General features: G+C 70.7%; 24 protein-coding genes. 10 read left to right on the top strand and 14 right to left on the bottom strand.

Going from position 1 to position 22,736, the window contains the following annotated elements:
- Positions 1-103 precede the first annotated feature (103 nt).
- Positions 104-1,162 carry a hypothetical protein gene (locus ABE487_RS13005; RefSeq protein WP_346451953.1) on the bottom strand — a complete coding sequence of 353 codons (1,059 nt, stop codon included), beginning with the start codon at positions 1,160-1,162 and terminating at the stop codon, positions 104-106.
- A gap of 324 nt (positions 1,163-1,486) precedes the next feature.
- Here ABE487_RS13005 and ABE487_RS13010 point away from each other — a divergent pair, with 324 nt between their 5' ends.
- Together ABE487_RS13010 and ABE487_RS13015 are read left to right on the top strand one after the other, a co-directional pair.
- A complete protein-coding gene (locus ABE487_RS13010) occupies positions 1,487-1,771 on the top strand; it encodes a DUF4031 domain-containing protein (RefSeq protein WP_346445144.1) in 285 nt (94 codons plus the stop codon).
- A gap of 75 nt (positions 1,772-1,846) precedes the next feature.
- On the top strand, positions 1,847-2,089 hold the full coding sequence (locus ABE487_RS13015; protein ID WP_346451954.1) for a DUF3297 family protein: 243 nt from the start codon (positions 1,847-1,849) through the stop codon (positions 2,087-2,089).
- A 25-nt stretch (positions 2,090-2,114) separates the two neighbouring features.
- On the opposite strand, the gene ABE487_RS13020 is transcribed toward ABE487_RS13015, so the two are convergent.
- From ABE487_RS13020 to ABE487_RS13060, 9 genes are all read right to left on the bottom strand, one after another.
- Positions 2,115-2,699: a hypothetical protein gene (locus ABE487_RS13020; protein WP_346451955.1), complete on the bottom strand. Its 585-nt coding sequence runs from the start codon at positions 2,697-2,699 to the stop codon at positions 2,115-2,117.
- 113 nt (positions 2,700-2,812) lie between these two features.
- Entirely contained in the window at positions 2,813-4,114 is a 1,302-nt protein-coding gene (locus tag ABE487_RS13025; protein WP_346451956.1) for a DUF58 domain-containing protein, read from the bottom strand.
- Positions 4,115-4,145: 31 nt separating this feature from the next.
- Positions 4,146-5,138 carry a MoxR family ATPase gene (locus ABE487_RS13030; protein WP_346451957.1) on the bottom strand — a complete coding sequence of 331 codons (993 nt, stop codon included), beginning with the start codon at positions 5,136-5,138 and terminating at the stop codon, positions 4,146-4,148.
- Positions 5,135-6,274, bottom strand: a complete 1,140-nt coding sequence (locus ABE487_RS13035; RefSeq protein ID WP_346445140.1) for a DUF4350 domain-containing protein — start codon at positions 6,272-6,274, stop codon at positions 5,135-5,137. Before ABE487_RS13035 ends, ABE487_RS13030 begins: the two co-directional genes overlap by 4 nt.
- Positions 6,274-7,854 carry a DUF4129 domain-containing protein gene (locus ABE487_RS13040; protein WP_346445139.1) on the bottom strand — a complete coding sequence of 527 codons (1,581 nt, stop codon included), beginning with the start codon at positions 7,852-7,854 and terminating at the stop codon, positions 6,274-6,276. Before ABE487_RS13040 ends, ABE487_RS13035 begins: the two co-directional genes overlap by 1 nt.
- Entirely contained in the window at positions 7,844-8,845 is a 1,002-nt protein-coding gene (locus ABE487_RS13045) for a stage II sporulation protein M (protein ID WP_346445138.1), read from the bottom strand. The genes ABE487_RS13040 and ABE487_RS13045 overlap by 11 nt, the downstream gene beginning before the upstream one ends.
- Positions 8,842-9,525 carry an RDD family protein gene (locus ABE487_RS13050; protein ID WP_346451969.1) on the bottom strand — a complete coding sequence of 228 codons (684 nt, stop codon included), beginning with the start codon at positions 9,523-9,525 and terminating at the stop codon, positions 8,842-8,844. Before ABE487_RS13050 ends, ABE487_RS13045 begins: the two co-directional genes overlap by 4 nt.
- A gap of 85 nt (positions 9,526-9,610) precedes the next feature.
- Positions 9,611-10,153 (bottom strand): gamma carbonic anhydrase family protein, encoded by a 543-nt coding sequence (locus tag ABE487_RS13055; RefSeq protein WP_346451958.1) that lies wholly within the window; start codon positions 10,151-10,153, stop codon positions 9,611-9,613.
- 105 nt (positions 10,154-10,258) lie between these two features.
- Positions 10,259-12,217, bottom strand: a complete 1,959-nt coding sequence (locus ABE487_RS13060) for an LTA synthase family protein (RefSeq protein WP_346451959.1) — start codon at positions 12,215-12,217, stop codon at positions 10,259-10,261.
- 157 nt (positions 12,218-12,374) lie between these two features.
- Between ABE487_RS13060 and ABE487_RS13065 the strand changes: the two genes are divergently transcribed.
- Positions 12,375-13,067 (top strand): response regulator transcription factor, encoded by a 693-nt coding sequence (locus ABE487_RS13065; RefSeq protein WP_346449061.1) that lies wholly within the window; start codon positions 12,375-12,377, stop codon positions 13,065-13,067.
- Positions 13,064-14,341, top strand: coding sequence for a HAMP domain-containing sensor histidine kinase (locus tag ABE487_RS13070; protein WP_346445133.1), 1,278 nt, complete (start codon positions 13,064-13,066; stop codon positions 14,339-14,341). Before ABE487_RS13065 ends, ABE487_RS13070 begins: the two co-directional genes overlap by 4 nt.
- Before the next feature lie 106 nt (positions 14,342-14,447).
- On the opposite strand, the gene ABE487_RS13075 is transcribed toward ABE487_RS13070, so the two are convergent.
- Together ABE487_RS13075 and ABE487_RS13080 are read right to left on the bottom strand one after the other, a co-directional pair.
- Positions 14,448-15,764, bottom strand: a complete 1,317-nt coding sequence (locus ABE487_RS13075; protein ID WP_346451960.1) for a type II toxin-antitoxin system HipA family toxin — start codon at positions 15,762-15,764, stop codon at positions 14,448-14,450.
- Positions 15,765-15,766: 2 nt separating this feature from the next.
- On the bottom strand, positions 15,767-16,012 hold the full coding sequence (locus ABE487_RS13080) for a helix-turn-helix domain-containing protein (RefSeq protein WP_346445131.1): 246 nt from the start codon (positions 16,010-16,012) through the stop codon (positions 15,767-15,769).
- Positions 16,013-16,201: 189 nt separating this feature from the next.
- Between ABE487_RS13080 and xth the strand changes: the two genes are divergently transcribed.
- Positions 16,202-16,981: an exodeoxyribonuclease III gene (gene xth, locus ABE487_RS13085; RefSeq protein ID WP_346451961.1), complete on the top strand. Its 780-nt coding sequence runs from the start codon at positions 16,202-16,204 to the stop codon at positions 16,979-16,981.
- 130 nt (positions 16,982-17,111) lie between these two features.
- Here xth and ABE487_RS13090 read toward each other — a convergent pair whose 3' ends face one another.
- Together ABE487_RS13090 and ABE487_RS13095 are read right to left on the bottom strand one after the other, a co-directional pair.
- On the bottom strand, positions 17,112-17,372 hold the full coding sequence (locus ABE487_RS13090) for a GlsB/YeaQ/YmgE family stress response membrane protein (RefSeq protein ID WP_337244653.1): 261 nt from the start codon (positions 17,370-17,372) through the stop codon (positions 17,112-17,114).
- Positions 17,373-17,443: 71 nt separating this feature from the next.
- Positions 17,444-18,850 (bottom strand): AMP-binding protein, encoded by a 1,407-nt coding sequence (locus tag ABE487_RS13095; RefSeq protein ID WP_346451962.1) that lies wholly within the window; start codon positions 18,848-18,850, stop codon positions 17,444-17,446.
- A gap of 99 nt (positions 18,851-18,949) precedes the next feature.
- On the opposite strand from ABE487_RS13095, the gene ABE487_RS13100 reads away from it, so the two are divergent.
- From ABE487_RS13100 to ABE487_RS13120, 5 genes are all read left to right on the top strand, one after another.
- Positions 18,950-19,576, top strand: a complete 627-nt coding sequence (locus tag ABE487_RS13100; RefSeq protein ID WP_346445127.1) for a 4'-phosphopantetheinyl transferase superfamily protein — start codon at positions 18,950-18,952, stop codon at positions 19,574-19,576.
- Complete coding sequence (gene rsmG / locus ABE487_RS13105; protein WP_346445126.1) at positions 19,573-20,229, top strand: 16S rRNA (guanine(527)-N(7))-methyltransferase RsmG; 657 nt, start codon at positions 19,573-19,575, stop codon at positions 20,227-20,229. The genes ABE487_RS13100 and rsmG overlap by 4 nt, the downstream gene beginning before the upstream one ends.
- A gap of 112 nt (positions 20,230-20,341) precedes the next feature.
- The gene (locus ABE487_RS13110; RefSeq protein ID WP_346449054.1) at positions 20,342-21,151 is read left to right on the top strand and encodes an AAA family ATPase; all 810 of its coding nucleotides are present in this window, start codon (positions 20,342-20,344) and stop codon (positions 21,149-21,151) included.
- On the top strand, positions 21,148-22,065 hold the full coding sequence (locus ABE487_RS13115; RefSeq protein WP_346445124.1) for a ParB/RepB/Spo0J family partition protein: 918 nt from the start codon (positions 21,148-21,150) through the stop codon (positions 22,063-22,065). The genes ABE487_RS13110 and ABE487_RS13115 overlap by 4 nt, the downstream gene beginning before the upstream one ends.
- A gap of 44 nt (positions 22,066-22,109) precedes the next feature.
- Positions 22,110-22,457 carry a DUF2946 family protein gene (locus tag ABE487_RS13120; RefSeq protein ID WP_346445123.1) on the top strand — a complete coding sequence of 116 codons (348 nt, stop codon included), beginning with the start codon at positions 22,110-22,112 and terminating at the stop codon, positions 22,455-22,457.
- The last annotated feature ends 279 nt before the right edge of the window (positions 22,458-22,736 follow it).

Below are 22,736 nucleotides of genomic sequence, written 5' to 3' on the forward strand. Positions count from 1 at the left end.
GAACGTGACAGGACTGCGCCACGGACCGTAGCGGCCGGGTGAAAGCGCCGGGCGGACCCGGCGGTACGACGGATCGGCCCGGACCAAGCGTCCGGGCCAGATGTCAGAAGTAGAAGCCGACGTTGATGTTGAGCCGGGAATGCCAGCCGTCGTTGGCCGGGTCGCGCACGCCGATGCCCGGGCCGCCAGCGAACCACATGTTCTTGCCGGCGATCCAGTCGACGTAGGTCAGCATCACGCCCTTGCCGAAGCTGCAGCCGGTGACGTTCTGAATCGAGTCGCGCAGGCCCGGATCGCCGCCCACCGGCAGCGTCGCGCTGGCATTGTTGTAGCAGGTGATGCTGTCGAACCAGCCCGTACGCTGCACGTCCCAGGCGACATTGAACGTCGGCACGTCGGCCTGCGAGGCGATCTCGAACGGGAACATGAAGGCCGACATCGCGATCCGCGACTCGGGGTTGTCGTAGCGGTAGCGCGCCCACTGCGCCTGCAGCGTCAACGGACCGCGGCGCCACTGTCCGTGCAGCGCCGCACCGGTGTGATCGTGCTTGCGGCCGTCGACGCGATTCTCGATGCGGCCGGCGAATGCCGACGCGCCATAGGCCGTCTCCCAGCCGCCGCTCGTGCCGCTGCGCTCGTAGCGCACGATCGCGCGCTCGCGCTCGCGATAAGGCAGGTCCTCGGTCGTCGCGACATCGAAGGAATAGCGGTCGAAATTGGCGCCGGTGCCGTACTCGTCGCCCGAGAGCACACCCGCATGCCACTGGTGCGCGCCGTGCTGGCGCTGCCAGACCACACCCAGGTCGTAATCGTCCTCGATGCCCAGGTAATACCCGGAGCCGAACCAGAAACTGTGCGAGGCGGTCGGCAGCAGGCCGAACGGCACCTGCTGGACACCGGCGCGAATGTCGGAGACGGCCCCGCCGTCGTGTCCATCCTCCAGGCGCCAGCCCGCATAGGCGTGATGCACGGCATCGAAGCCGTCGTACCAGCGGTATTGCAGGGAGAAGAACGCCGGGCCGGCATGGCCCTTGGCGTCGACCCGGACCAGTTCGGTCTGCAGGCCGCTGGTCGGCCCGTAATCGAGCCATCCGTAGTTGAAGCGGACCGCGCCGCCAAGATCGAGACTGCGCCCCTGGTCGGCCCCGTCATCGGCCGACACCGCAGGTACCGCACCTGCCAGGACACCACATAACAACCATCTGGAACCACGCATCATCACAACGGGTCTGCCCTCCTCGAATCACTCGTTTAATCGACACGAATCGGCCATTTTAACGATTCGCGGGCGCGACCCCAAATCCTGCATGTCGCGACTGCGCACAAATGCCGGGAAAAACGAGGGGTTTCGCCGCACGAAACGATATGCAACGCGTGCGCGTTGCGATCGATTCCGCTGCTGGAAAAATGCAGACCGCACAAGCGCGCGGCCGCATCCGGGCGCTATCATGAACAACCGGCAATGACGCCGATGTGCAGGCCTGCCATGACCGTCTACGTCGACGATGCGGTGCACCTGTGGCGCGGCGAACGCTGGGCGCACCTGCTGGCGGACACGCTCGACGAGCTGCACGCCTTCGCCGCGCAGCTCGGCATCCCGCGCCGCGCGTTTCAGAACCGCACCAGCGGCGCCCATTACGACGTCACCGCCGCGTTGCGCGATCGCGCGATCGCGTTGGGGGCAACGCCGATCTCCCGTCACCACGACCGCGCATTGGTGCGCGCGGTCATCGACAACGCGCGGCGCCAGGGACGCGGCCTGGCGCCCTGAGCGCGGCACCGCAGATGAAGCCGACGTTCGCCGGCGGTATCCTTTGGCCCTTTCCGATCGCGATTTTCGACCGCCATGACCGATACACCGCCCGACCGCCTGTCCAACGACCCGCGCAGCCCGCACTACGATGCGGACGCGATGAACCGCGGTATCGGCATCCGGTTCAACGGCAACGAGCGCCGCGACGTCGAGGAATACTGCGTCAGCGAAGGCTGGATCCGGGTCGCCGCCGGCCGTGCGCTTGACCGCCGCGGCCAGCCGCTGACGGTCAAGCTCAAGGGCGCGGTCGAGCCCTACTTCCACCTCGACGCCTGACCCGACTGGGCACCGCACCGGCGGATCAACTGCCGGCGCGGACCTCGGCCACGATGCGGTCAGCGATCGCCTGCACCTGCTTGGGGGTCATCGGCGCGAAGACACCCTGCCAGGCGCTCGACGTCGTGTCGTAGCTGCGCGTGGCAACGACCCGGCCCCCGGGTTGCTTGACGAACTGCGCGCTGGCCTTGATATACGCGTTGCCGGTCATCACGCCCAGGCCGATGCGGGCGCCGGTCGACACATAGCGGTAGCTGTCCACCCGCAGTACCACCACGACCCCAGGCGGATCGAGCGTGGCCGGCTGGCTGTCGCGCACGCTGCCCTGCATCCCGGCGGCCGACGTCGCGTTGCGAATCGCCTCGTCCCACAGCGCGCGGAACCGCGACCAGTCGTCCGACGCGCGCGCGGTATCGCTGCCCTCGACCACCAGCACGACCTGGCGCACGTCGCCCCCGAACACGACCGGTTCCTCTGGCACGCCGGCCGGCCGCTGCACCGTGGCCGCACAGGCCGACAACAGGGCGAGCAGCGCAGTGGCCGCGACAAGACGCAGCGCACGCGGGCGGCGAGCGACCGCGGATGGGATTTGGGGACAAACGGTCAGCATGGCGATTCCTCCGATGGCGGGCATCGCGGCCGGACCCTCCCCCTGCGCGGCGTCCTGGCGCGCGCGGGCAGCGTAGCGCGATCGCATGCGCATCGCGTGAACTGGCGCCCGCCTCACAGCATCCCGTCGCGCTTGACCGCCAGGTAGCGTTCGACGAGCGCGGACGGCAGCTGCTCGCCGGTGACGTCGAGCACGGTCACGCGGTGGTTGCGCAGCGCATCGTGCGCGGCCTTGCGCTGAGCCAGATAGCGCGCGGTGGCACCAGCGCGCACGGCGTCGTCGTGATCGCGCACCTGCGCATCGAGTACCTCGTCGAGCGCGCGCTCGCGCAGCGAGGCGACGACGACCAAGTGCCGCTTCTGCAGCATGCGCACTGCAGCCAGCACGTCCTCGATGTCCTCGTCGCGCAGGTTGGTCACCAGCATCAGCAGACCGCGCCGGCGCTGGCGCAGCGACAGTTCGGTCGCCGCGGCGAGGTAATCGGTCGCCACCGCCTGCGGTTGCAGGTCGTAGCTCACGCGCAGCAGCGTGTCGACCGCCCCCATGCCGCGCTGCGGCGCCATCCAGCGCGCATCGCCGCCGGTCGCCAGCAATCCGACTGCATCGCCCTGGCGCAACGCGAGATAGGACACCACGAGCGCCGCATCGAGGGCATGGTCGAAGTGCGACAGCGCCCCATCCTGGGCGAGCATCCGCCGCCCGGTGTCGAGCACGACGATCAACTGCTGGTTCTTCTCGTCCTGGTACTCGCGCGAGATCAGCTTGCGCGCGCGCGAACTGGCCTTCCAGTCGATCTGGCGCAGGCTGTCGCCGACGCGGTACTCGCGCATCTGATGGAAATCGGTGCCCTCGCCGCGCCGGCGCTTGATATGCGCACCGACCAGCCGCGAGGCCTGATCGGCACTGAGCAGCGCGAGCCGGGTCAGCGGTGCGAAATTCGGGAACACCCGCACGCGTTGCCGCGCGCCGGCGCTGCGCCGCTGCCGCCACAGCGCCAGCGGCGAGCGCAGGCGCAGCTGTACACCGTCGAATGCGGCCTCGCCGCGCCGGGTCGGACGCAACCGGTATTCGACCCGGGCGACCGTGCCCGGCGCGAGCCGCAGCCGCCGTGGCAGGCCTGTCGCCTCCCAGTCCGGCGGATGCAGGTCGTGCACGTCCAGGTACTGCGCGCGCGCGCCGCCCTCGATCTGCAGCACCGCCGGGCGGGCGACGCCGATCGGCCAGGCCTCGGGCACCGTGCGCACGACATCGGGCGTGGGCCGGCGCGCCAGCATCGCCAGGTCGCCGATCGACAACGCCAACGCCAGCGCACCGATCGCCTGCCACGGCAGCACCGCCGGCGGCCAGAGCGAGGCCGCCACACCGGCCAGCCCCCAGACCACCAGCAGCCCGATCAGGACCGGCGTCGGCCTCATGGCCGCACTCCGCGTGGGCGAACGCCGGACGTCATCGGCGCGGCGCGTCGACCTTGGCCAGCACCGCCTGCAGGACCTGGTCGGCATCCTGGCCTTCGATCTGCAGCTCCGGCGCAAGCGCGATGCGGTGGCGCAGCGCGGGCGTGGCGATCTCGCGGATGTCGTCGGGCGTGACGAAATCGCGCCCGGCCAATACCGCCTGCGCGCGCCCGGCGCGGATCAGCGCCAGGCTGCCGCGGGGACCGGCGCCCAGCGCGATGCCCGGCCAGCGCCGGGTCGCGCCGGCGATGCGCACCGCATAATCGACGACCGCGGCATCGACGACGGTCGCCGCCGTGCCCTGCTGCAGCGCGACGATTTCGCCTGGTGCCAGTACCGTCGCCAGTTGCGAAAGGTCGAAATCGGCGGCGACCTTGCCGCCGCTGATCGCGGTCACCATCGCGACCTCGTCCTCGTGCTCGGGGTAGTCGATCAGCACCTTGAGCAGGAACCGGTCGAGCTGTGCCTCGGGCAGCGGATAAGTGCCCTCCTGCTCCACCGGGTTCTGCGTAGCGAGGGTCATGAACGGCGGCGGCAGCTCGAAGCTGTGGCCCTCGATCGTGACCTGCTGCTCCTGCATCGCCTCCAGCAGCGCGGACTGGGTCTTGGCCGGCGCACGGTTGATCTCGTCGGCCAACAGCAGGTTGGTGAAGATCGGGCCGCGGCGCACGACGAAGGTCTCGCTCTTGGTGTCCCAGACCGCATGGCCGCTGACATCGCTGGGCATCAGGTCGGGGGTGAACTGCACGCGCGCGAAGTTGCAGCCCAGTGCGGCCGCCAGCGCACGCACCAGCAAGGTTTTACCCAGGCCGGGCACACCTTCGAGCAGCACGTGGCCGCCGGCCAGCAGAGCGACCAGGATCTGGTCGAGCACCTCCGGTTGGCCGATGAAGGCCTTGGCGACCTCGTCGCGGACGGCAGCGACGCGTTCGGCGAGGGCATCGCCGGTGATCGGCGCGGGCGGGGACACGGGCAGTTCGCTCATGGTCGGGGTCTCGTGAGGTTCGATCGCATCTGGATCAGGCGGGCGATGCGCTGGCGCAGCGCCTTGGCATCGTCGGGACGGGGCGCGAGCAGGGCCTGGCGGACCTCGCGCGGGGACAGGCCGGTACGCGCGGCGATCGCCTCGTCGCGGGCCTCGCCCTCGAGCGAGGCAGCGAGCGGATCGCGTCGTCGCAGGCGCGCCAGGAACGCCTCGCGAACCGCCTCGTAGAGCAGCGGCGCACGGCCGTAGCGCACCAGGTGCTCGCCGCTGGCGCGCACGTGCTCGAGCAGCGCACGACGCGCCGCAGGCGGCGATGGCCGCAAGGGCCCCAGCCGCTGGGTGCGCATCCACAGCCAGGCCGCCAGCGCCAGCAACAGCGGGCCCCAGGCCATCCAGCCACGCGTCAGCAGCAGGTACCACAGCGGCGGCACGCTGGCCGCGTAGATCAGGTGCACGGCCCCTTCGCCCCAGTTCGGCACCAGCACCTGGCGCGCGAGCATCCAGTGCGGGCCCTCGCGCAACGCGCCATTGGCGAGAAAATCCATGTCGGCAAGCACATCCACCCACCCCTCGCCGACGGCGAAGCGGGCATAGGCGAGATGGCCGTCCGGGTCGCCCCAGGCCAGCCACGGCTCGGCCGCGTCGAGCTCGAAGCGGCGCCCCCCGCAGAACTCGGTATGTGGCGGCTGGCCTTCGATCCGCAGGTGCTCGCAGACCCCGGGGCCGTCGATCAGCCGTACGCCCAACGCGCCGAGCAAGGTCCGCGGCCGGGTCGCGCCGTCGCGCAGCCGCGGTGGCGGCGTGCGCACCACCAGGTGACCGCCACCGTCGACCCAGCCGACCACGGTCTCGATCTCCGCTGGGGTCATCGCCCCCGGATCGCCGTAGACCAGCAACGTGTCACGCGGCCCCAGCGCGATCGTGTCCAGGCGCAGGCGCTGGCGCGACTGCGCCGGCACCCCGGCCTCGTGCAGCGCCTGGCGCAACGCGTACAGCGGGTTGTAGGCCGCCTCGCCGCGCGGCGGCAGCGTCCGCTCCTCGTCCACGCGCTCGTGGGTGTGCAGAAACCACGCCACGCCCAGCGCCAGCGCGAGCGCCGCCAGCAACCCCAGACCGATGCGCGCCGGCCAGCCCATCAGCACGCCCACCCGAAGCGCGGCGCCAACTCGGCGACCAGCGCCTCGAAGCCGGCGTCGTCGGGCAGCCGCCCGCCGTACGCGGCGCGCTGCCAGACCCGCACCATGCCGGCGAACGCATCACGGTCGCCAACGTCGGGCAGCCGGCGCGACGCCCGCAGGCACTGCGCCTCGGTCGCGCCCGGCACCAGGGTCACGCCGGCCCGTTCGGCCATCGCCTCGACGCTGCCCCGGTAGAGCAGCGCGAGCGCGCGCCGCCGCTGGCCCGCGCGCCACAACGTCCGTGCGGTCGTCACCAGATCGTCGGGCAAGGCTTCGGGCAGCGGCGGCGCCGCATCGACGACGATCTCGCTGGCCTCGTCCGGCGCGGCGAGCCCGTCGCGCATCCACGGCCACCAGCGGCGTGCGGTCAGTGCCAAGGCCAGCACGATCAGGCCGAACACGATCCACAGCCCGTACTCGGCGATCAGCGCGATCGCCTGCGCAATCGCCGCGAATGCGCCGGGGTCGAGCGCGCTGCGGTCGCGCGCCGCCTCGTCGCGCGCCTTGGGCTTCCAGCGACGCTCGATCCGCCGGTGGTCGAGCAAGGGATCGGCATAGGCGCGCTCGAGCGCTTCGCCGAAGTCCCCCTCCGGCGCGAGCTGGTCGTCGAACACGTCCTGCAACGAGACCGCCGCCGCGTCCGTTTTGCGGTCCCGGTCCTCGGGCGTCCAGGTCTTGGTCGGCGCCAGCGGGTCGTCGGCCGGAGCCTGTTGCGCCTGCGACGGCCCGGCGGCCAGCAGCAGGCCCGCCAACAGCGCGACCGCGAAGGTCGAGGCCGCCGGCACGATCCGCGCGCGCAGCCGCCGGAACGCGATCTCCAGGTCCCAGGCCTCGAGCTGCGTACGCCGGTTGAGGTACAGCCCGAACCCGGCGCCCACCTGGAATGGCGCAACCAGACCGATCGCCAGCCACAGCGCCAGGTTGCCCAGCACCTGCGCCCAGCGCGGGGGGTGCTGGGTGATCAGCGCCCACATCGCGCGCGCCGACTCCGACAGCAGCTCGGCCGGCACGAACAGCAGCACCAGCGAGACCAGCGACAACACCAGCACGCCGACGAACATCAGGCCGACGAGGGCCAGCAACAGCGCATGCCCACCGACGCCGTCGACCAACAGCCGCCGGCGCTGCGCCAGCGCCGGCCCGGTCAGGCCTTCCAGCAACGCGACCGGCAGCGCCACCGCCCGCCACGGACTGAACCGACGCCAGGTCAGGACGCCGAGCATCGGGCGCCAGCCCCAGCGCAGCTGCGCGGCGAGCGTCTGCTGCATCCGCGGCGCGGCGCCGAACACCGCGCGCGAGAGCACGAACAACGGGATCCGGTCGAGCAGCGGCGCCAGCCACCACAGCGCCAGCGCCGCCAGCCACAGCCGATCGAGGGCCCAGGCCGCGGCATTGACCGCGAGAAACAGCGGCAGCGCGCACGCCAGCCACGGCCCCCAGATCGCGGCCGCGTGCCGACGCACCAGCGCATTGCCCAGTTCCATCGCTTCCCAGGCGGTGCGAGGCCGCAACTCGACCTGGACGGACTCAACGTGCATCCACGCCCCCGCGCCCACCGCGCCACAGCCACAGCAGCACCAGCAGCCACAGCCCGCCACCGACCCCGAACCGCACCGGGTCGGGAATCGTCCCGGTCGACGACCAGAACGCCTCGACGAACGCGGCGAACACCAGCATCACCAGGATGCCGATGCACAGCTTCCCGCCATCGCGCCCGGCCTGCACCAGCGCGTCGACGCGCCGCAGCTGTCCAGGCGCGACGAGCGCCAGGCCAAGCCGCAGGCCACCGGCACCGGCGATCACGATCGCGGTGAGCTCGGGCGCCGAATGGCCGACCACGAAGCGCCAGAACGGGCCGCCATGCCCGATCGCCTGCAAGTGGCCGGCCACGACGCCGAAGAACACGCCGTTGAACAGCAGCACGAAGATCGTGCCCACGCCCGCCAGCAGCCCGCTGGCGAAGGTGCGGAACCCGATGCTGACGTTGTTCCAGATGTAGTAACCGAACATCTGCACGTCGGTCTGCCCCGAGCGCTGGAAGGCCATGTCCGCCCCCGCCGGGTCGTACATCGATTCCATCTGCGCCAGTTGCCCGGGCGAAAGCACCGTATAGGCCAGCTCCGGCCACTGCAGCACCAGCCCGAACAGCAGCCCCATCGGCAAGGCGAACAGCGCCAACGACGCCCACAGGCAGCCACGCTGGGCGCGCACCAGGCGCGGGAACTCGGCCAGCAGGAACAGCAGCGCGCGCCGCCACGGCGGCGGCGGCGGTCGGTACATCACCGCATGGCCGCGCTGCATCAGCGCCTGGAGCCGGGCGGTGAGCTGCGGGCTGTAGCCGCGCCGGCGCGCAAGCGCCTGTTGCTGGCACAGCCGGCGGTAGCGCGAGGGGATCTCCTCATCGCTCAGGCCGTCCCAGCCGCTGCGGTGGCGACGCGCGCGCCAGGGGCTGGCCGCGCGGGCATCGAGCCAGCGCTCGAAGGCGTCCCACTCGGCCGCATGCCGGGCCACGAAGCTGTCCTGCCTCATGCGCGGCGCCCCAGCAGCCAATTCGCGATGCCCAGCAGGCGCAGCACGCCCACCTCGCCGCGCGCACCGGTCACCGGCACGACCACGTCGGCCAACTCCTGCTGGCGCCCGGGCGTGAGCGCGCGCGCGCGCTCGGCGAACGCGATCACCGCGATCTGCTCGTGCGCCTGCAGCGGCACGGCCGGGGCCTGCGGCTGCAGTTCCAGCGCAGTCGGCAGGGTGCGCTCGCGCGGCGCATGGATCACCAGCGTGCCGGCCACCATGTCGCCCAGCCGTCGGCTCCAGGGATCGGCCAGACAGGCCACCAGCCCGGCGCCGTAGCCCATCGGCAGCATGTCGACGGTGCGCATCAGATTGCGCACGAAGCTGGCCATCCAGCCGATCGGCGCGCCGTCGGCCGAGACCACGCGCAGCGACAACGCGCGCTTGCCAGGCGTCCGGCCGCCGGCGAGGGCCTCGAACAGCACCGGGTAGCCCCAGAAGATCATGAACAGCGTCACCATGTAGACGCCGGAGCCGACCCGGCCCAGCAGCCCGAGCACGATCGCTGCGGCCAGCAGCAGGACGCCGCGGATGCCCAGATCGATCAGCCAGGCGACTGCACGCGGCACCGGGCCGGCGGCCGGCAGTTGCAGCGCCACCCCTTCGGGGGTGTGCACCTCGCGCACGGTGTCGAGCAGGGCCACGGGCGCCTGCGCGCGCGCTGCTGCCGCTGCCTCCGTGCGCCCCTGCTCCGTGCCGGCCATGCCGCGTACGTCGTCCCGCTCAGGCCGCCATCGCGGCCAGATACTCGTCCTTGAGGCGGACGTAGTGCGCCGCGCTGTAGCGCAGCCCTTCGATCTGCGCCTCGGTCAGCCGACGCACGCAGCGCGCCGGGTTGCCGACCCACAGCTCGCCCTCGCCGATCTTCCGCCCCGGCGGCACCACCGCGCCGGCGCCGATCATCGCGTGGCGGCCGACGACGACGCCGTCGAGCACGATCGCCCCCATGCCCACCAGGACCGCATCGCCGATCGTGCAGGCATGCAGGATCGCCTTGTGGCCGACGGTGACGTCGCTGCCGACGATCGTCGCAAAGCCGCCGAGCTTGGCATGCGGGCCGGCGTGGCTGACGTGGATCACCGTGCCGTCCTGCACGCTGGTACGCGCGCCGATGCGCACATGGTTGACGTCGCCGCGGATCACCGTGCCGGGCCAGACCGAGACGTCGTCGCCCAGGTGCACGTCGCCGATCACGGTCGCGGCCGGATCGACATAGACGCGGGCGCCGAGCTGCGGCGCGATGGTGCGATAAGGGCGCAGGTTCATCGCGCGAGTATGCCTGCCCGGCCGCGGCTTTGCCCCATCGCGCCAGAGCCCCGACGCGGCGATACGCTCATCGCGACCCGATCCCGGGGCCGCGCGCGCGAGGGCTCAGCGCGCCGGCGGCAGCCGGTACCAGCCGCGATCGTAGGCGAGCGAGCCCCATAGCGCCTGCGCTTTCGCCTCGCGGGCCAGCGTCGGCGACAGCGCGGCCGGACGCAGCACGCCCGCACCGGGCTTGTAGTGGTACTGGCTCGGCGGCTTGTCCGGCTGGAACACGACCACATCCTCGCCCTGCAGCCAGGCGAAGTTGCGGTCGTACTGCATCAGCGCCCGTCCAGGCAGGGTCATGTCGGGATCGGAAAGGTCGCGGCCGGTCATCGGTGTGGCATCGCCGATCCCGATCAGCGACAGCAGCGTCGGCCCCAGGTCGATCTGGCTGGCGATGCGGTCGTCGCGGCGCGGCGCGATGCCTTGGCCCAGGATCAGGCCGGGGATGTGGAAGTTGTCGATCGGCACCAGGTCGCGCCCGAATACGCGCGAGTCGTGGTCGGCCACCACCAGGAACACCGTGTCCTGCCAGTAGTCGCTCGCCATTGCCCGCGCGAAGAAGCCGCCCAGTGCATGGTCGGCATACTTGGCCGCGTTGTCGCGGGAGTGCACCGGTTGGGAGTACGGCGTGATGCGTCCTTCCGGAAACTCGAAGGGGTCGTGATTGCTCGAGGTGAACACCAAGCCGAAGAATGGCGAGCCCTGGGCATGCAGACGGGCGAACTCGCTGTCGGCGCGCGCGAACAGGTCTTCGTCGGAGACGCCCCAGGCGCCGACGAAGGTCGGCGCGCGGTAGTCGCGCTGCTCGATCACCCGACCGAAGCCATTGCCCAGGAAGAACCCGCGCATGTTGTCGAAGTGGCTCTCGCCGCCGTAGTAGAACGTGGTGTCGTAGCCGTGCCGGCGCAGCACATCGGCCAGGGTGAAGAAGCCATGCTGGCTGCGTTGACGCTTGACCACGGCCTGCGCCGGGGTTGGCGGGAACCCGGCGACAACCGCCTCGATGCCGCGCACTGAGCGGGTACCGGTGGCGTAGAGTCGGGTGAAGGCCCAGCCCTGCCCGCTGAGCCGGTCGTAGTGGGGCGACAGAGGACGCCCGCCCAGGCTGCCGATGAACTGCGCGCCGAGGCTCTCCTCGAGCACGATGACGAGGTTCTTCGGGCGGCCCTGCCAGCTGGGCGTGCGCGCGGCGAGCGTGGGAATCGCCGGATCGGTGAACGCGTCCGCCGGCAGGCCGGTGCCGCGGCGCACGGCTGCGAGCACCTCCGCATCGGGCAGGTCGCCATACAGCGCCTGTGCGCTGTCCTCGTGGCGCAGCCACCCGCGCACGGCGTCGCCCAGCGAGTAGAACGAGTTCAGAGGCAATGTGTTGACCGTGGGATCGCTGCTGAAGGCCAGCATCGACGGATTCATCGGCCGATGGCCCAGCGTCGAGCGCACCCCCAAAGCCGCGAGCACGAGCACCAGCAGCGCCAGCAGCGCACGTGCCGGCAGACCGGCCGACGGCACTTCGTCCCGCAGCCACCAACGGCGCGCGAGGCGGGTACTGCCCCAGGCCGCCAGGCCGGTCAGCACCAGCACCGCGATGGATTCCATCAGGCGGCCGCCGACCAGCATCGACAATACTTCGCGCGGATACACCAGGTACTCGACGAACAATCGGTTGGGACGCAGCCCGTACTCCTGCATGAAGCCCGGTGTCGCCAACTCCAGACCGGCCAGCAGCGTGGCCCCTGCGACCAGCCAAGCGATCGCCGCCCAGCGCAGCGCGCGCCAGGCAAGGACGCGCGCGGGCAGCAGCACCAGCAGCGCGGCGAGCGGGCCGAACAGCAGGCAGATGCTGGCGATGTCCACGCGCACGCCCTGCAGCAGCACGGGCCCCCAACCGTCGACATCGGAGACCCTGGCGTGGTGCCAGCCCGCCAGGCCGAGGCGCGATACGCTCAACACCAGCATGCCGAGCGCGCAGATCCCCAGCACGGGGCGGAGCCGGGTCAGCGTCCCGCGCAGCCTTGTCATAACGACTCCATCCGCCAAAGGGAGAGGCGGTCGATCTAGGATCGCCACCTACTTGTCGGAAGCGCATGGGAAAGATGTCGGAAATATGTCGTAACCCGTCAGCCGCCGATCGTATCATCGGACGCGGATGCCGGACTCGCTGCCTTAGGAATAACCGATGCGACTGCTCGTGGTCGAGGACAACCGCAACCTCGTCGGCAATCTGTTCGAGTATTTCGAGCCGCGCGGCCATGAGATGGACGCCGCGCCGGACGGCATCGTCGGCCTGCATCTGGCGGTGACCCAGCGCTACGACGCGATCATCCTGGACTGGATGCTGCCGCGACTGGATGGCTGCACGCTGCTGCAGCGGCTGCGCGAGCATGCGATCGACACGCCGGTGATCATGCTCACCGCGCGCGACGACCTGCACGACAAGCTCGTCGGCTTTCGCGCTGGCGCCGACGACTACCTGACCAAGCCCTTCGCGCTGCCCGAGCTCGAGGTCCGGCTCGATGCCGTGCTCGCGCGCGCAGGCGGCCGGCGCAGTCCGCGTGCGCTGCAGATCCACGACCTGCGCCTGGACCTGGATACCCTGGAGGCCACACGTGCCGGCCAGGTCCTGCACCTGTACCCGGCCGGGCGCAAACTGCTCGAGATGCTGATGCAGGCCAGCCCCGCGGCGGTCGAGCGCCGGCTCCTGGAGCACGCGCTGTGGGGGGACGCACCGCCCGATGGCGACATGCTCCGTTCGCACGTCTACGACCTGCGCCGCAGCGTCGACGGCCCATTCGCAGTCAAGCTGATCCGCACGCTCCCGCGCTACGGCTACCGGCTCGTCGCACCGACGGATGCGTGCGTGCCCGGATGAGCCGGACCCGCAGCCTGCGCACCCGCATCCTCTACTGGCTGGCGGCCTATGCGCTGCTGCTGGCCGCCGCCGTGTCGCTGCACGGCCTGCTGGTCAACGAGTACGCCGAGAGCCTGCTCTGGGATTCGATGCTGCGCACCGAGTTCACCCAGCACCTGAAGCGACGCAGCAGCGACCCGGACTATCGGTGGAGCGACTCCGACAGCCTGCGGCTGTACGTGGACGAGGCCGACGCGCTGCCAGAAACACGTGGGCTGCCCGATGGGATCCACGAGATCAAGTTCGCGGACGGCGCCGAAATGCTGGCACTGGTGGAGCATGTCGATGGCGTGCGCCATGTGCTGACGCTGGACATCACCGAGATGGAACGCGAAGAGGACCGGCTGACGTTGTTGATCCTCGGCTCATCGGTGCTCATGGTGTTGGTGATGGGCGCAGTGACGGCCGTCGGACTGGGACGCGCTCTGCGCCCGCTGACGACGCTGGCGCGCGACATCGCCGAACTATCGCCCGACCGCGCCGGACAACGCGTCGTGCCCGGGCCGCAGGCCAGCTCGGAACTGGAGGTCATCGCCGCCGCGCTCAACGACTACCTGCAGCGCAACGAGCGCTTCGTCGAGCGCGAGCGGGCGTTCATCCGTACCGCCAGCCACGAGTTGCGCACGCCGGTGGCGGTGATGTCGGGGGCCGCCGAACTGGCACTCGATGTCCCCGACGTGCCCGCCACGACTGCGCACCAACTGCGGCGCATCCGGCACACGGCCCACGACATGGACCGCCTGATCGCACTGCTGCTGGCCTTGGCGAAGGATCCGGCGCGCCTGCTGCAGGCCGGGCAACCGATCGAGCTGTCGGCCTTGCTGCCGGCGATCGTCGACGACCACCGCCACCTCACCCGCGACAAGGCCCTGGAGATCGTCGTGCACGTGCCGCAACCGTGCACGATCCTCGCCCCGCCCGGCGTGGTTCGCGCGACGGTAGGCAACCTGCTGCGCAACGCGATCGAACACAGCGACGACGGCCGCATCGAAATCGTCCTGCATGCCGATGCGACCGTCGTCATCCGCGACCCGGGCCACGGCATGTCGCCCGAGCAGATCAGCACGATCTACTCGCGCATGGCGCGCAGCGCGGCCCCCGTGGGCGACGGCATCGGCCTGGAACTGATCGCCCGGGTCTGCGAACACCTGGGCTGGGCGCTGGAGATCGACTCGGCGCCGGGCGGTGGCACCACCGCAACGCTGCGCATGCACGCGTCCGACAGCGCGCGTTGAGCGGCATTCGGACGGTCCGCTGAACCGCACGGTGCGAACCAGCGGTGGGCGATGCACGGCGCCACGGCACGGCCTGATGCGGCAGTGCCACGCCCCTACGCGTGTCCTAGCTGTTCAGACCCGCCAGTAGCACACGCATCCGGCGCCCGACGCCTCCGCTGACGGACGCGTGCAGCGCCGCCGGAAAGTCCGCGGGCAGTGCGCGTTCGAGCGACGCCAGCGCAGCATCCACTCGGGCGGCGATGTCTTCGATCGCATGGCGCACCAGCGAGGGCGCCAGTCCCGCCGCGTCGCCCGTCTGGAAGAAATGCCGGGTTTGGATCTCGTCGATGCGGTAATGATTGTGGTGGCCGACCGACATGGCGAGCTTCATCTGCTTGCGTTCGATCTGCCTCGCATCGAGGCTGAGCTGCGCCGTGAGCACGTCGTACATCGGGGTCAACGCATAGCCGCCGCCCGGGTGCAGGAAGATGCTGAAGTTCTTGGCGTGGCCGTCGGTTGCACCCATCAGCCAGAAGATCAATTGCGCCTGGAGCAATGTGCGGTGATCGTCGGCGGGCGCGTCGGCGCCCTTCAATAGGTCCGCGATTGCCACGAAGCCAGGACCGCCGTGACTCTGATACTTGCGCGCCGGCGGAACGGACAACGCCTGGCAACAATCCTCCTGCGGCAGACGAACCAGGCGGCCTTGGCTCCAGACGCGGTCGAAACGCTGGACGACCAATGCCTTGGTCTGACCGAACGTCACGATCTCCGCATGGGCGACCGGCAAACCGAGGTGGCCGAGCAAGCGGAGGCAGTAGAACTCGTTCTCGACGCTGTTGGACAGATCGATGCCATTGGGCAATTGGCCGATCTGCGGCTTGATCAGATGCGTGGTCGGCGTGGTGCCATGCGGCTTCAGCCATTGTCCGTCCAACTGCAGCAGCGCGGTCTTCTCCTGCGCGCCGGCAACCGAGATCCGGAAGTCGTCATCCCGGCGCAGCCCCAACGGGGCCTGCGCCAGCGATTTGAGCAGTTGTTCGATGGCCGCCTCGTCGACCGCTTCGCCCGAAAGCCGCGACGTATCGATCGGCGCCGCATCACCGGCGATGAACTGCAGGGCGCCGATGCAGTCCCGGCCGATCTCGGCCAGCAGGCTGTAGGCATCGATGCCGGCAGCACCGACCTTCTCGGCCACGCGCTTTCGTAGCTCGTCCGAGTCCGGCAACAGGTTCTCGAACACCGCGACGACCGGCTCACCCCGCCAGGGGTCCTCGCGCAAAGGTAGCGACAGCGAGACCGGGAAGGCCTTGCTGCCGCGGTCCAGCCACGCGCGGTCGTAACGGAACTCGATCGCGCCGCTGGGCTCTTTTTGCAGATGTCCGACCAGCCGGTCGTTCTGGTAGACGCGTAGCGGCGGATGTCGGCGTGCCCGGGCCATGCTCAGACCAGGTCCAGGGGGTTGGCCCCACGGCTGCGGGCGGCGATCCGCAGTTCCAGATCGAGTGCCGCCAGCACGGCGAGCACCGTGTCGAGCCGGGTCGCCGGATTGCCGGTCTCGATCAACGAGATCGTCTCCTGTCGCAGGCCGACGCGCTCACCCAGCGCGCGCTGGCTCATGGCAAGGCGCTTGCGGTGACGGCGGATGGTGGCGCCGATCTGCTTGGGGGTACGGGCCAGGTCGTGCATCGCGGTCTCCTTGGCTCAAGACTATGCGCCAATCGCGATAACTTGGCAATATCGGAATCAGCGCATATTTAGAAATTATTAGCCAATCCCGATAATTATGCTTTATGGTGCTTGGCGCATAGGATGTCGCGCTCGCGTTGTCGCACCAGGCCCCCGGCCTCTCCAAGACATCAACAAGTGACCCACTGAATGAAGATCGCCAGCTGGAACGTCAATTCGCTCAATGTCCGCCTGCCGCACCTCGAGCAATGGTTGCGGGACGCGCAGCCGGACATCGTCGGGTTGCAGGAAACCAAGCTCGAGGATGCGAAGTTCCCCGACTCGGCGCTTGCCGCGCTCGGCTACCGCAGCGTGTTTTCCGGCCAGAAGACCTACAACGGCGTCGCGCTGCTGGCGCGCGAGCGCGCGATCGTCGACGTCCAGATCGGCATCCCTGGCTTCGAGGACGACCAGAAGCGTGCGATCGCGGCGACGATCGACGGCGTGCGCGTGATCGACCTCTATGTCGTCAACGGCCAGGACGTGGGCACCGAAAAATACGCCTACAAGCTGCGCTGGCTCGAGGCGGTGCACGACTGGGTCGCGCGCGAACTGACAGCCCATCCGCAGCTGGTGGTGCTGGGCGACTTCAACATCGCGCCCGATGCGCGCGACGTGCACGACCCCGAGGTCTGGAACGACAGCCACATCCTCACCTCGAGCGCCGAGCGCGAGGCCCTGGGCCGGCTGCAGGCACTGGGCCTGCACGACGCGTTCCGGCTGCACCACGCGCAGGGCGGGATCTTCAGCTGGTGGGACTACCGCCAGGCCGCGTTCCGCCGCGACCTCGGCCTGCGCATCGACCTGACCCTGGTCTCCGACGCCCTGCGCGACCGCGCGCTGGCCTCCGGGATCGACCGCGAGCCGCGCACCTGGGACCGGCCCAGCGATCACGCACCGGCCTGGGTCGAGCTGCGGCTGGATCCGTAGCCGCGCGAAGACGCAGACAACACGCGCCGCACCGACCCGGCTCCAAAACCGGGGTCAGAGTGCAATTTCGCCTCGCAGAATTGCACTCTGACCCCGGTTTTAAAAATTGACTCTGACCCTGGTTGTGGGGTCAGCGGCGGAACAGGTTGACGATCGCCAGCAAAATCACCGCGCCGAGGAAGGCGGTGACCAGGAAGCCGAGCCAGCCGCCGCCGACGTTCAGCCCGATCCTGGGCAACAGCCAGCCGCCGATGAAGCCGCCGACGATGCCGACGACCACATTGAGCACGATGCCCTGACCGCGGCTGCGCATCAGCAGGCTCGCCAGCCAGCCGGCGATGCCGCCGACGAACAGATAGAACACCCAGGACCAGAACGACGTCGGTTCCATGCCAGCCAACCTCCAACTGCGAAAGGGAACCGCCGGGCTCGCCGGCGGCCGTCAGCACACAGACGACGCGCTTAGGCCACTGCGTCGCCGAGCAGAGCGTCCAGCGCGGCGCGCGGCAGCTTGCCGGTCTCGTTGCGCGGCAGCGCATCCACCCGGCGCAAGCGCCGCGGCAGGAACACCGGATCGGTGCTCTCGCGCAGCGCGGCCAGCAGCGTCGCGTCGTCGAGCCCAGGATCGGCGACCACGACCGCCGCGATCCGCCGCACCCCATAGGCATCGGCGGTCGTCGCCTGGCAGATCACGCCATCGCGCACGCCCTCGATCGCCAGCAGCCGGCGGGTGAGGTCGGCCAGCGACGCGCGCTTACCGGCGATTTCGATCATGTCGGCCTGACGCCCGCGCAACACGAACCGCCCCTGCGCGTCGAGCTCGACGATGTCGGCCAGCATCCGCGGCTCGGGCAGGTGCGGCGCGGTCACCAGCGTGCCGTCGGGCACCGGCTGCAGGCGCACGCCGGCGAACGGCGTCCAGGCGGTCTCGCAGGCGGTCCGGCGGCGGGCGAAGATGCAGGTCTCGGTCGAGCCGAACAGTTCGCGCACCTCGCAGCCGAAGCGCGCCTCGGCCTGCGCGGCCAGCGCCTGCGGCAGCGGCGCGGTCGCAGTGGCGATCGCGGCCAGCGGCGGTAGCGCCACGCCCGAGTCGACCAGCGTGCGCAGGTGGACCGGTGTGGTCACCAGCAGCGCCGGCGCCGGCGCATCGCGCAGCGCCGCGGCGATGTCCTCGGGGAAGAACGGCCGCGCGCCATGCACCGCCACGTCGCCCAGCAACGGGAGCAGCACCGACATCTCCATGCCGTACATGTGCTGCGGCGGCACCGTCGCGACAACGGGGAGCGTGGTGTCGTGCAGGTCGGCCAGCGCCGCCAGGTTCTGCGTGGTGCTGGCGTAAAAGCTGCCCCAGGTCTTGGCATTGGCGGTCGGCACGCCGGTGCTGCCGGAGGTGAAACCGATCGCGACCACCGCATCGGCAACGAGTGTGGGCATGTCGTCGGCGAACGCCAGGGGCAGGACCTCGGGCAGGCGCAGGTAATGCGGCGGCATCGCGCCCGAGGTGGCGCCGTCGGCCTCGCAGCCGCAGTCGCCGCGATCGCCGACGCAGTAGCTGTCGGGATGACGTGCCCGCACGTCGTCGATCGCCCCGCGCGTGCGCGAAGGCGGCAGCAGCGTCGTCTGCCCGCGCAGTGCGACCGCGCAGAATGCGACCAGGAAGCGGTAGCGGTCCTCGCACAGGTTCAGCGCGCATGGCGCGTCGGGCAGCATCGCGGCCACGCCGCGCACGTGCGCCAGGAACGTCGCCAGCGGCACCGGGCCTTGTCCGCCGAACGCGACCGCGCGCGCGCCCTCGCCGAGGGCCAGCGGCAGCTGCCCGGCATCCTGCGCCTCCCCCACGCCCCCCTGTTCCCAAACGACTGCCGACATCCGCGCTGCGCTCCTCGTGACCTGGCCCGCGCGCCCCGGCGGCATCGCGTATCCGACGTTTTAGCTTACGCTGGACGCCCCGCGGCATGCCAAGTGCGGATGTTCAGCCCATATAGCAGCCTGCGTACAGGCCCCGTCCGCTGCGCCTGGCGCGACTACCGCCGCGGCCAATCGGCCGAAACTCTGCTCCGCCCGTGGCTGGCCACCGAGCTGGCGATCGACGCTGCCCGGATCGACCTGAGCCGCGACGCCCGCGGCCGGCCGCAGCTGCGGGTCGCCACCGACGCGTCTGGCGACCCCCCGACCCGATTCGACATCAATTGGAGCCACAGCGGGGAGGCGCTCGCGGTCGCGCTCGGCGATGGCGTCGATGTCGGCATCGATATCGAATGGCTGCGTCCGCGGCCACAGGCGATGGCGCTGGCGCGGCGGTTCTTCGCCCGCGAAGAGGCCGACGCACTCGCCCGTCTGCCGCCTGACGACGCCGAAACCGCCTTCGTGCGCCTGTGGTGCGCGAAGGAAGCCGTGCTCAAGGCCCACGGCCACGGGCTGTCGTTCGGCCTGGACCGGCTGACGTTCGCGGCCGTCGAGGGGTACTGGTCGTTGGTGGCCTGCGATCCCGCACTCGGCCGTCCGGGCGACTGGCGCCTCCAGGCGTTCTCGCCGCTGCCCGGCTACCTGGCGACGCTGGCCTGGCGGCCGCGGCTTCTACAATGCCGGCCATGACCACCGCCCACGACCCCGCGCTGCGCGCCGAACTCGACGCCGGCCTGCGCGCCCTCGCCCTGGACCCGACCCTGGCCGGGCCGCTGCTCGACTACCTCGCGCTGCTCGCGCGCTGGAACCGCACCTACAACCTCACGGCGATCCGCGAGCCACGCGAGATGGTCGTGCGCCACCTGCTCGACTCGCTGGCGATGACGCCCTACGCGGCCGAGCTGCCGACGCTCGCCGACCTGGGCACCGGTCCCGGCCTGCCCGGCATCCCGCTGGCGATCGCGCTGCCCGCGCTGCGGGTGACCCTGGTCGAATCCAATGGCAAGAAGGCGCGCTTCCTGCGCGAGGCGGTGCGCCAACTCGGGCTGGGCAACGCCGAGGTGGCCGAGTCCCGGATCGAGGCGGTCGACCGGCCTGGCGCATTCGCCGCGATCACCGCACGCGCGCTCGCCACACTGCCCGACATCCTCGCCGCCGGCGGCCACCTGCTGGCCGACGCCGGCCGGCTGCTGGCGATGAAGGGCCAACGGCCCGACGACGAGATCGCCGCACTGCCCGCCGGCTGGCAACTCGAGGCGGTGCACCCGTTGCGGGTGCCCGGCCTGGACGCCGACCGGCACCTTGTCGTGGTCGCCCGCGCACCCGGCGCCGCTGCCGCCTGAACCGCGTCCGCGCCGGCCGGCGCGCCCGACCCCCTGCCCGCCTTAGGGCATAATCCCCCTCCGGACGCCGCCCGCGGCGCCCGGCTCCCGTCCTCAACCGCGCCCGGAGCCCATGGCCCGCATCATCGCCATCGCCAACCAGAAAGGCGGCGTCGGAAAGACGACCACGGCGGTCAACCTGGCCGCAGCGCTGGCCCGCACGCCCAAGCGCGTGCTGCTGGTCGACCTCGACTCGCAGGGCAACGCAACGATGGGCTGCGGCATCGACAAGTCGATCGTGCCGGTCTCCACCTGCGACGTGCTGCTGGGCGAGGTCGAGGCGATGGACGCGATCGTGCAGACCGAGGAAGAGGTCGACCTGATTCCCGGCAACACCGACCTGACCGCGGCCGAGGTCGAGCTGATGGACGCCGGGGACCGCGAGCAGCGCCTCAAGCGCGCGCTGGCGCCGCTGCGCCCGCGCTACGACTTCATCATCATCGACTGCCCGCCAGCACTGTCGCTGCTCACGCTCAATGCGCTGACCGCAGCCGATTCGGTGCTGGTGCCGATGCAGTGCGAGTACTACGCGCTCGAGGGCCTGTCGGCGCTGCTGCAGACGATCGACGCCCTCAAGCAGAACCTCAACCCCTCGCTCGAGATCGAAGGCGTGCTGCGCACAATGTTCGACGTGCGCAACAACCTGGCCAATGCGGTCTCCGCCGAGCTGACCGGGCATTTCGGCGATCAGGTGTTCCGGACCATCGTGCCGCGCAACGTGCGCGTTGCCGAGGCGCCGAGCCACGGCCAGAGTATCGTCGGCTACGACCGGTCATCGCGCGGCGCCATCGCCTACCTCGGCCTGGCCGGCGAGATCCTCCGCCGCGAACGCGAGCGGACCCAGACGCACAAGGAATCCACCGCCATGGATACGCCGGCATGAGTACCGCCAAGACGCCCGCCAAGAAGCGCGGCCTGGGACGCGGCCTCGAAGCGCTGCTCGGTCCCAAGGCCGCCGCCGAGGCGCCGAGCCTGGAGGCCACCGAGACCGACACCCTGCGCACGCTGCCGATCGATGCGCTGACCGCAGGCCGCTACCAGCCGCGCAAGCACTGGGACCCGGACAAGCTCACCGAACTGGCCGAATCGATCCGCGCCCAGGGCGTGATCCAGCCCATCGTCGTGCGCGAGCTGCCCGACCGCACCTACGAGATCATCGCCGGCGAACGCCGCTGGCGCGCCTCCAAGCAGGCCGGCCTGGCCGACGTGCCGGTGGTCGTGCGCAACGTCGAAGACCGCACGGTCGTGGCGATGGCGCTGATCGAGAACATCCAGCGCGAGGACCTCAACCCACTGGAGGAAGCCCAGGCGCTGCAGCGACTGATCGACGAGTTCGACCTCACCCACGCCCAGGCCGCCGAGGCCGTCGGTCGCTCGCGCGCGGCGGTGTCCAACCTGCTGCGCCTGCTCGAACTGCCGCCGGCGATCCGCATCCTGGTCGAGTCCAAGCAGTTGGAGATGGGGCATGCGCGCGCACTGCTCACGCTCTCGCCGGAGCTGGCCAGCAAGCTCGCCAGCGAGGCGGTCGAGCACGGCTGGTCGGTGCGCGAGGTCGAGCACCGCGCGCAGCAGTTCGCCGCCGGCCGGGTGCCGGGCGGCAACGGCCGCAGCGCCGCACGCAGCAAGGCCCGCCCGCAGGCCGACATCGTCTCGCTGGAGAACGAACTGTCGGAGACCCTGGGCACGCGGGTCTCGATCGCCAACGGCCGCGGCAACAAGGGCCGGCTGGTGATCCACTACGGCAACCTCGAAGCGCTCGACGGCGTGCTCGAACGACTGCGCGGTCCGCGCGACTGAGCCTGGAATTGTGTAACGCCGCGCCTTGCCTCTAGGCTGCGCGGATGCCCCTGTCCCGAAACCGCCTGTCCTGGTCGCGCCGGCTGCTGCTGGCGCTGCTGGTGCTGGGCCTGGCGATCGCGCCGGTGATGGTGGCGATGGGCAACACCTACGAGCTCGTCCGCGGCGAGACCGCCACCGAGCACGACGCGACCGCACACGCCCACGCCGACGATGGCGACCTGCTGCATGCGGTCGCCCACTGCGCCGGTTGCGGCGCGCATACCCCGGCGCTGCCGCCGGTACTGCCCGCCCTGGCCCCGCTGGTCGTGGTCCGACCTGCCTATCCGCACCCCGGCGACGCCCCGACCCGCCGCCACGAACGCCTGCTGCGTCCCCCGATCGCCGCCTGAGCCCGCTGGCGTCCGCGCGCATTACGTGCCGGGCGGTATCGGGTGCCCGACGCACGTCGCCGTCCGGCGCCGTGACGCGGGCCGACAGGCCACGTCACGTCTCCCGCCAAGACGCGCCACCGCAGGCCGCCGCGCACACGAGTGCGGCGCCGACCTGAGCGCACGTCCGCACCCGCCCCTGCCTCGACACCTCGCCCGAGGTCCCTGCCAGCGGTCCTGAGGCCCGGGCAGGCGCGTCTATGTGGCCTGCCCGCCCCCTACGTTGCCGTCGGTCCATCA

It is taken from the genome of Luteimonas sp. TWI596 (assembly GCF_039674105.1).
Classification (GTDB): domain Bacteria; phylum Pseudomonadota; class Gammaproteobacteria; order Xanthomonadales; family Xanthomonadaceae; genus Luteimonas.

What these genes read in the sequence shown, in the direction of transcription:
- ABE487_RS13020 (WP_346451955.1), bottom strand. Translation starts at nt 2,699, where the DNA reads ATGCTGACCGTTTGTCCCCAAATCCCATCCGCGGTCGCTCGCCGCCCG.
- ABE487_RS13080 (WP_346445131.1), bottom strand. Translation starts at nt 16,012, where the DNA reads ATGCACGACCTGGCCCGTACCCCCAAGCAGATCGGCGCCACCATCCGC.
- xth (WP_346451961.1), top strand. Translation starts at nt 16,202, where the DNA reads ATGAAGATCGCCAGCTGGAACGTCAATTCGCTCAATGTCCGCCTGCCG.
- ABE487_RS13075 (WP_346451960.1), bottom strand. Translation starts at nt 15,764, where the DNA reads ATGGCCCGGGCACGCCGACATCCGCCGCTACGCGTCTACCAGAACGAC.
- ABE487_RS13010 (WP_346445144.1), top strand. Translation starts at nt 1,487, where the DNA reads ATGACCGTCTACGTCGACGATGCGGTGCACCTGTGGCGCGGCGAACGC.
- ABE487_RS13110 (WP_346449054.1), top strand. Translation starts at nt 20,342, where the DNA reads ATGGCCCGCATCATCGCCATCGCCAACCAGAAAGGCGGCGTCGGAAAG.
- ABE487_RS13060 (WP_346451959.1), bottom strand. Translation starts at nt 12,217, where the DNA reads ATGACAAGGCTGCGCGGGACGCTGACCCGGCTCCGCCCCGTGCTGGGG.
- ABE487_RS13025 (WP_346451956.1), bottom strand. Translation starts at nt 4,114, where the DNA reads ATGAGGCCGACGCCGGTCCTGATCGGGCTGCTGGTGGTCTGGGGGCTG.
- ABE487_RS13115 (WP_346445124.1), top strand. Translation starts at nt 21,148, where the DNA reads ATGAGTACCGCCAAGACGCCCGCCAAGAAGCGCGGCCTGGGACGCGGC.
- ABE487_RS13015 (WP_346451954.1), top strand. Translation starts at nt 1,847, where the DNA reads ATGACCGATACACCGCCCGACCGCCTGTCCAACGACCCGCGCAGCCCG.
- ABE487_RS13120 (WP_346445123.1), top strand. Translation starts at nt 22,110, where the DNA reads ATGCCCCTGTCCCGAAACCGCCTGTCCTGGTCGCGCCGGCTGCTGCTG.
- ABE487_RS13055 (WP_346451958.1), bottom strand. Translation starts at nt 10,153, where the DNA reads ATGAACCTGCGCCCTTATCGCACCATCGCGCCGCAGCTCGGCGCCCGC.
- ABE487_RS13100 (WP_346445127.1), top strand. Translation starts at nt 18,950, where the DNA reads ATGTTCAGCCCATATAGCAGCCTGCGTACAGGCCCCGTCCGCTGCGCC.
- ABE487_RS13035 (WP_346445140.1), bottom strand. Translation starts at nt 6,274, where the DNA reads ATGGGCTGGCCGGCGCGCATCGGTCTGGGGTTGCTGGCGGCGCTCGCG.
- ABE487_RS13095 (WP_346451962.1), bottom strand. Translation starts at nt 18,850, where the DNA reads ATGTCGGCAGTCGTTTGGGAACAGGGGGGCGTGGGGGAGGCGCAGGAT.
- ABE487_RS13030 (WP_346451957.1), bottom strand. Translation starts at nt 5,138, where the DNA reads ATGAGCGAACTGCCCGTGTCCCCGCCCGCGCCGATCACCGGCGATGCC.
- ABE487_RS13065 (WP_346449061.1), top strand. Translation starts at nt 12,375, where the DNA reads ATGCGACTGCTCGTGGTCGAGGACAACCGCAACCTCGTCGGCAATCTG.
- ABE487_RS13070 (WP_346445133.1), top strand. Translation starts at nt 13,064, where the DNA reads ATGAGCCGGACCCGCAGCCTGCGCACCCGCATCCTCTACTGGCTGGCG.
- ABE487_RS13045 (WP_346445138.1), bottom strand. Translation starts at nt 8,845, where the DNA reads ATGAGGCAGGACAGCTTCGTGGCCCGGCATGCGGCCGAGTGGGACGCC.
- rsmG (WP_346445126.1), top strand. Translation starts at nt 19,573, where the DNA reads ATGACCACCGCCCACGACCCCGCGCTGCGCGCCGAACTCGACGCCGGC.
- ABE487_RS13040 (WP_346445139.1), bottom strand. Translation starts at nt 7,854, where the DNA reads ATGCACGTTGAGTCCGTCCAGGTCGAGTTGCGGCCTCGCACCGCCTGG.
- ABE487_RS13090 (WP_337244653.1), bottom strand. Translation starts at nt 17,372, where the DNA reads ATGGAACCGACGTCGTTCTGGTCCTGGGTGTTCTATCTGTTCGTCGGC.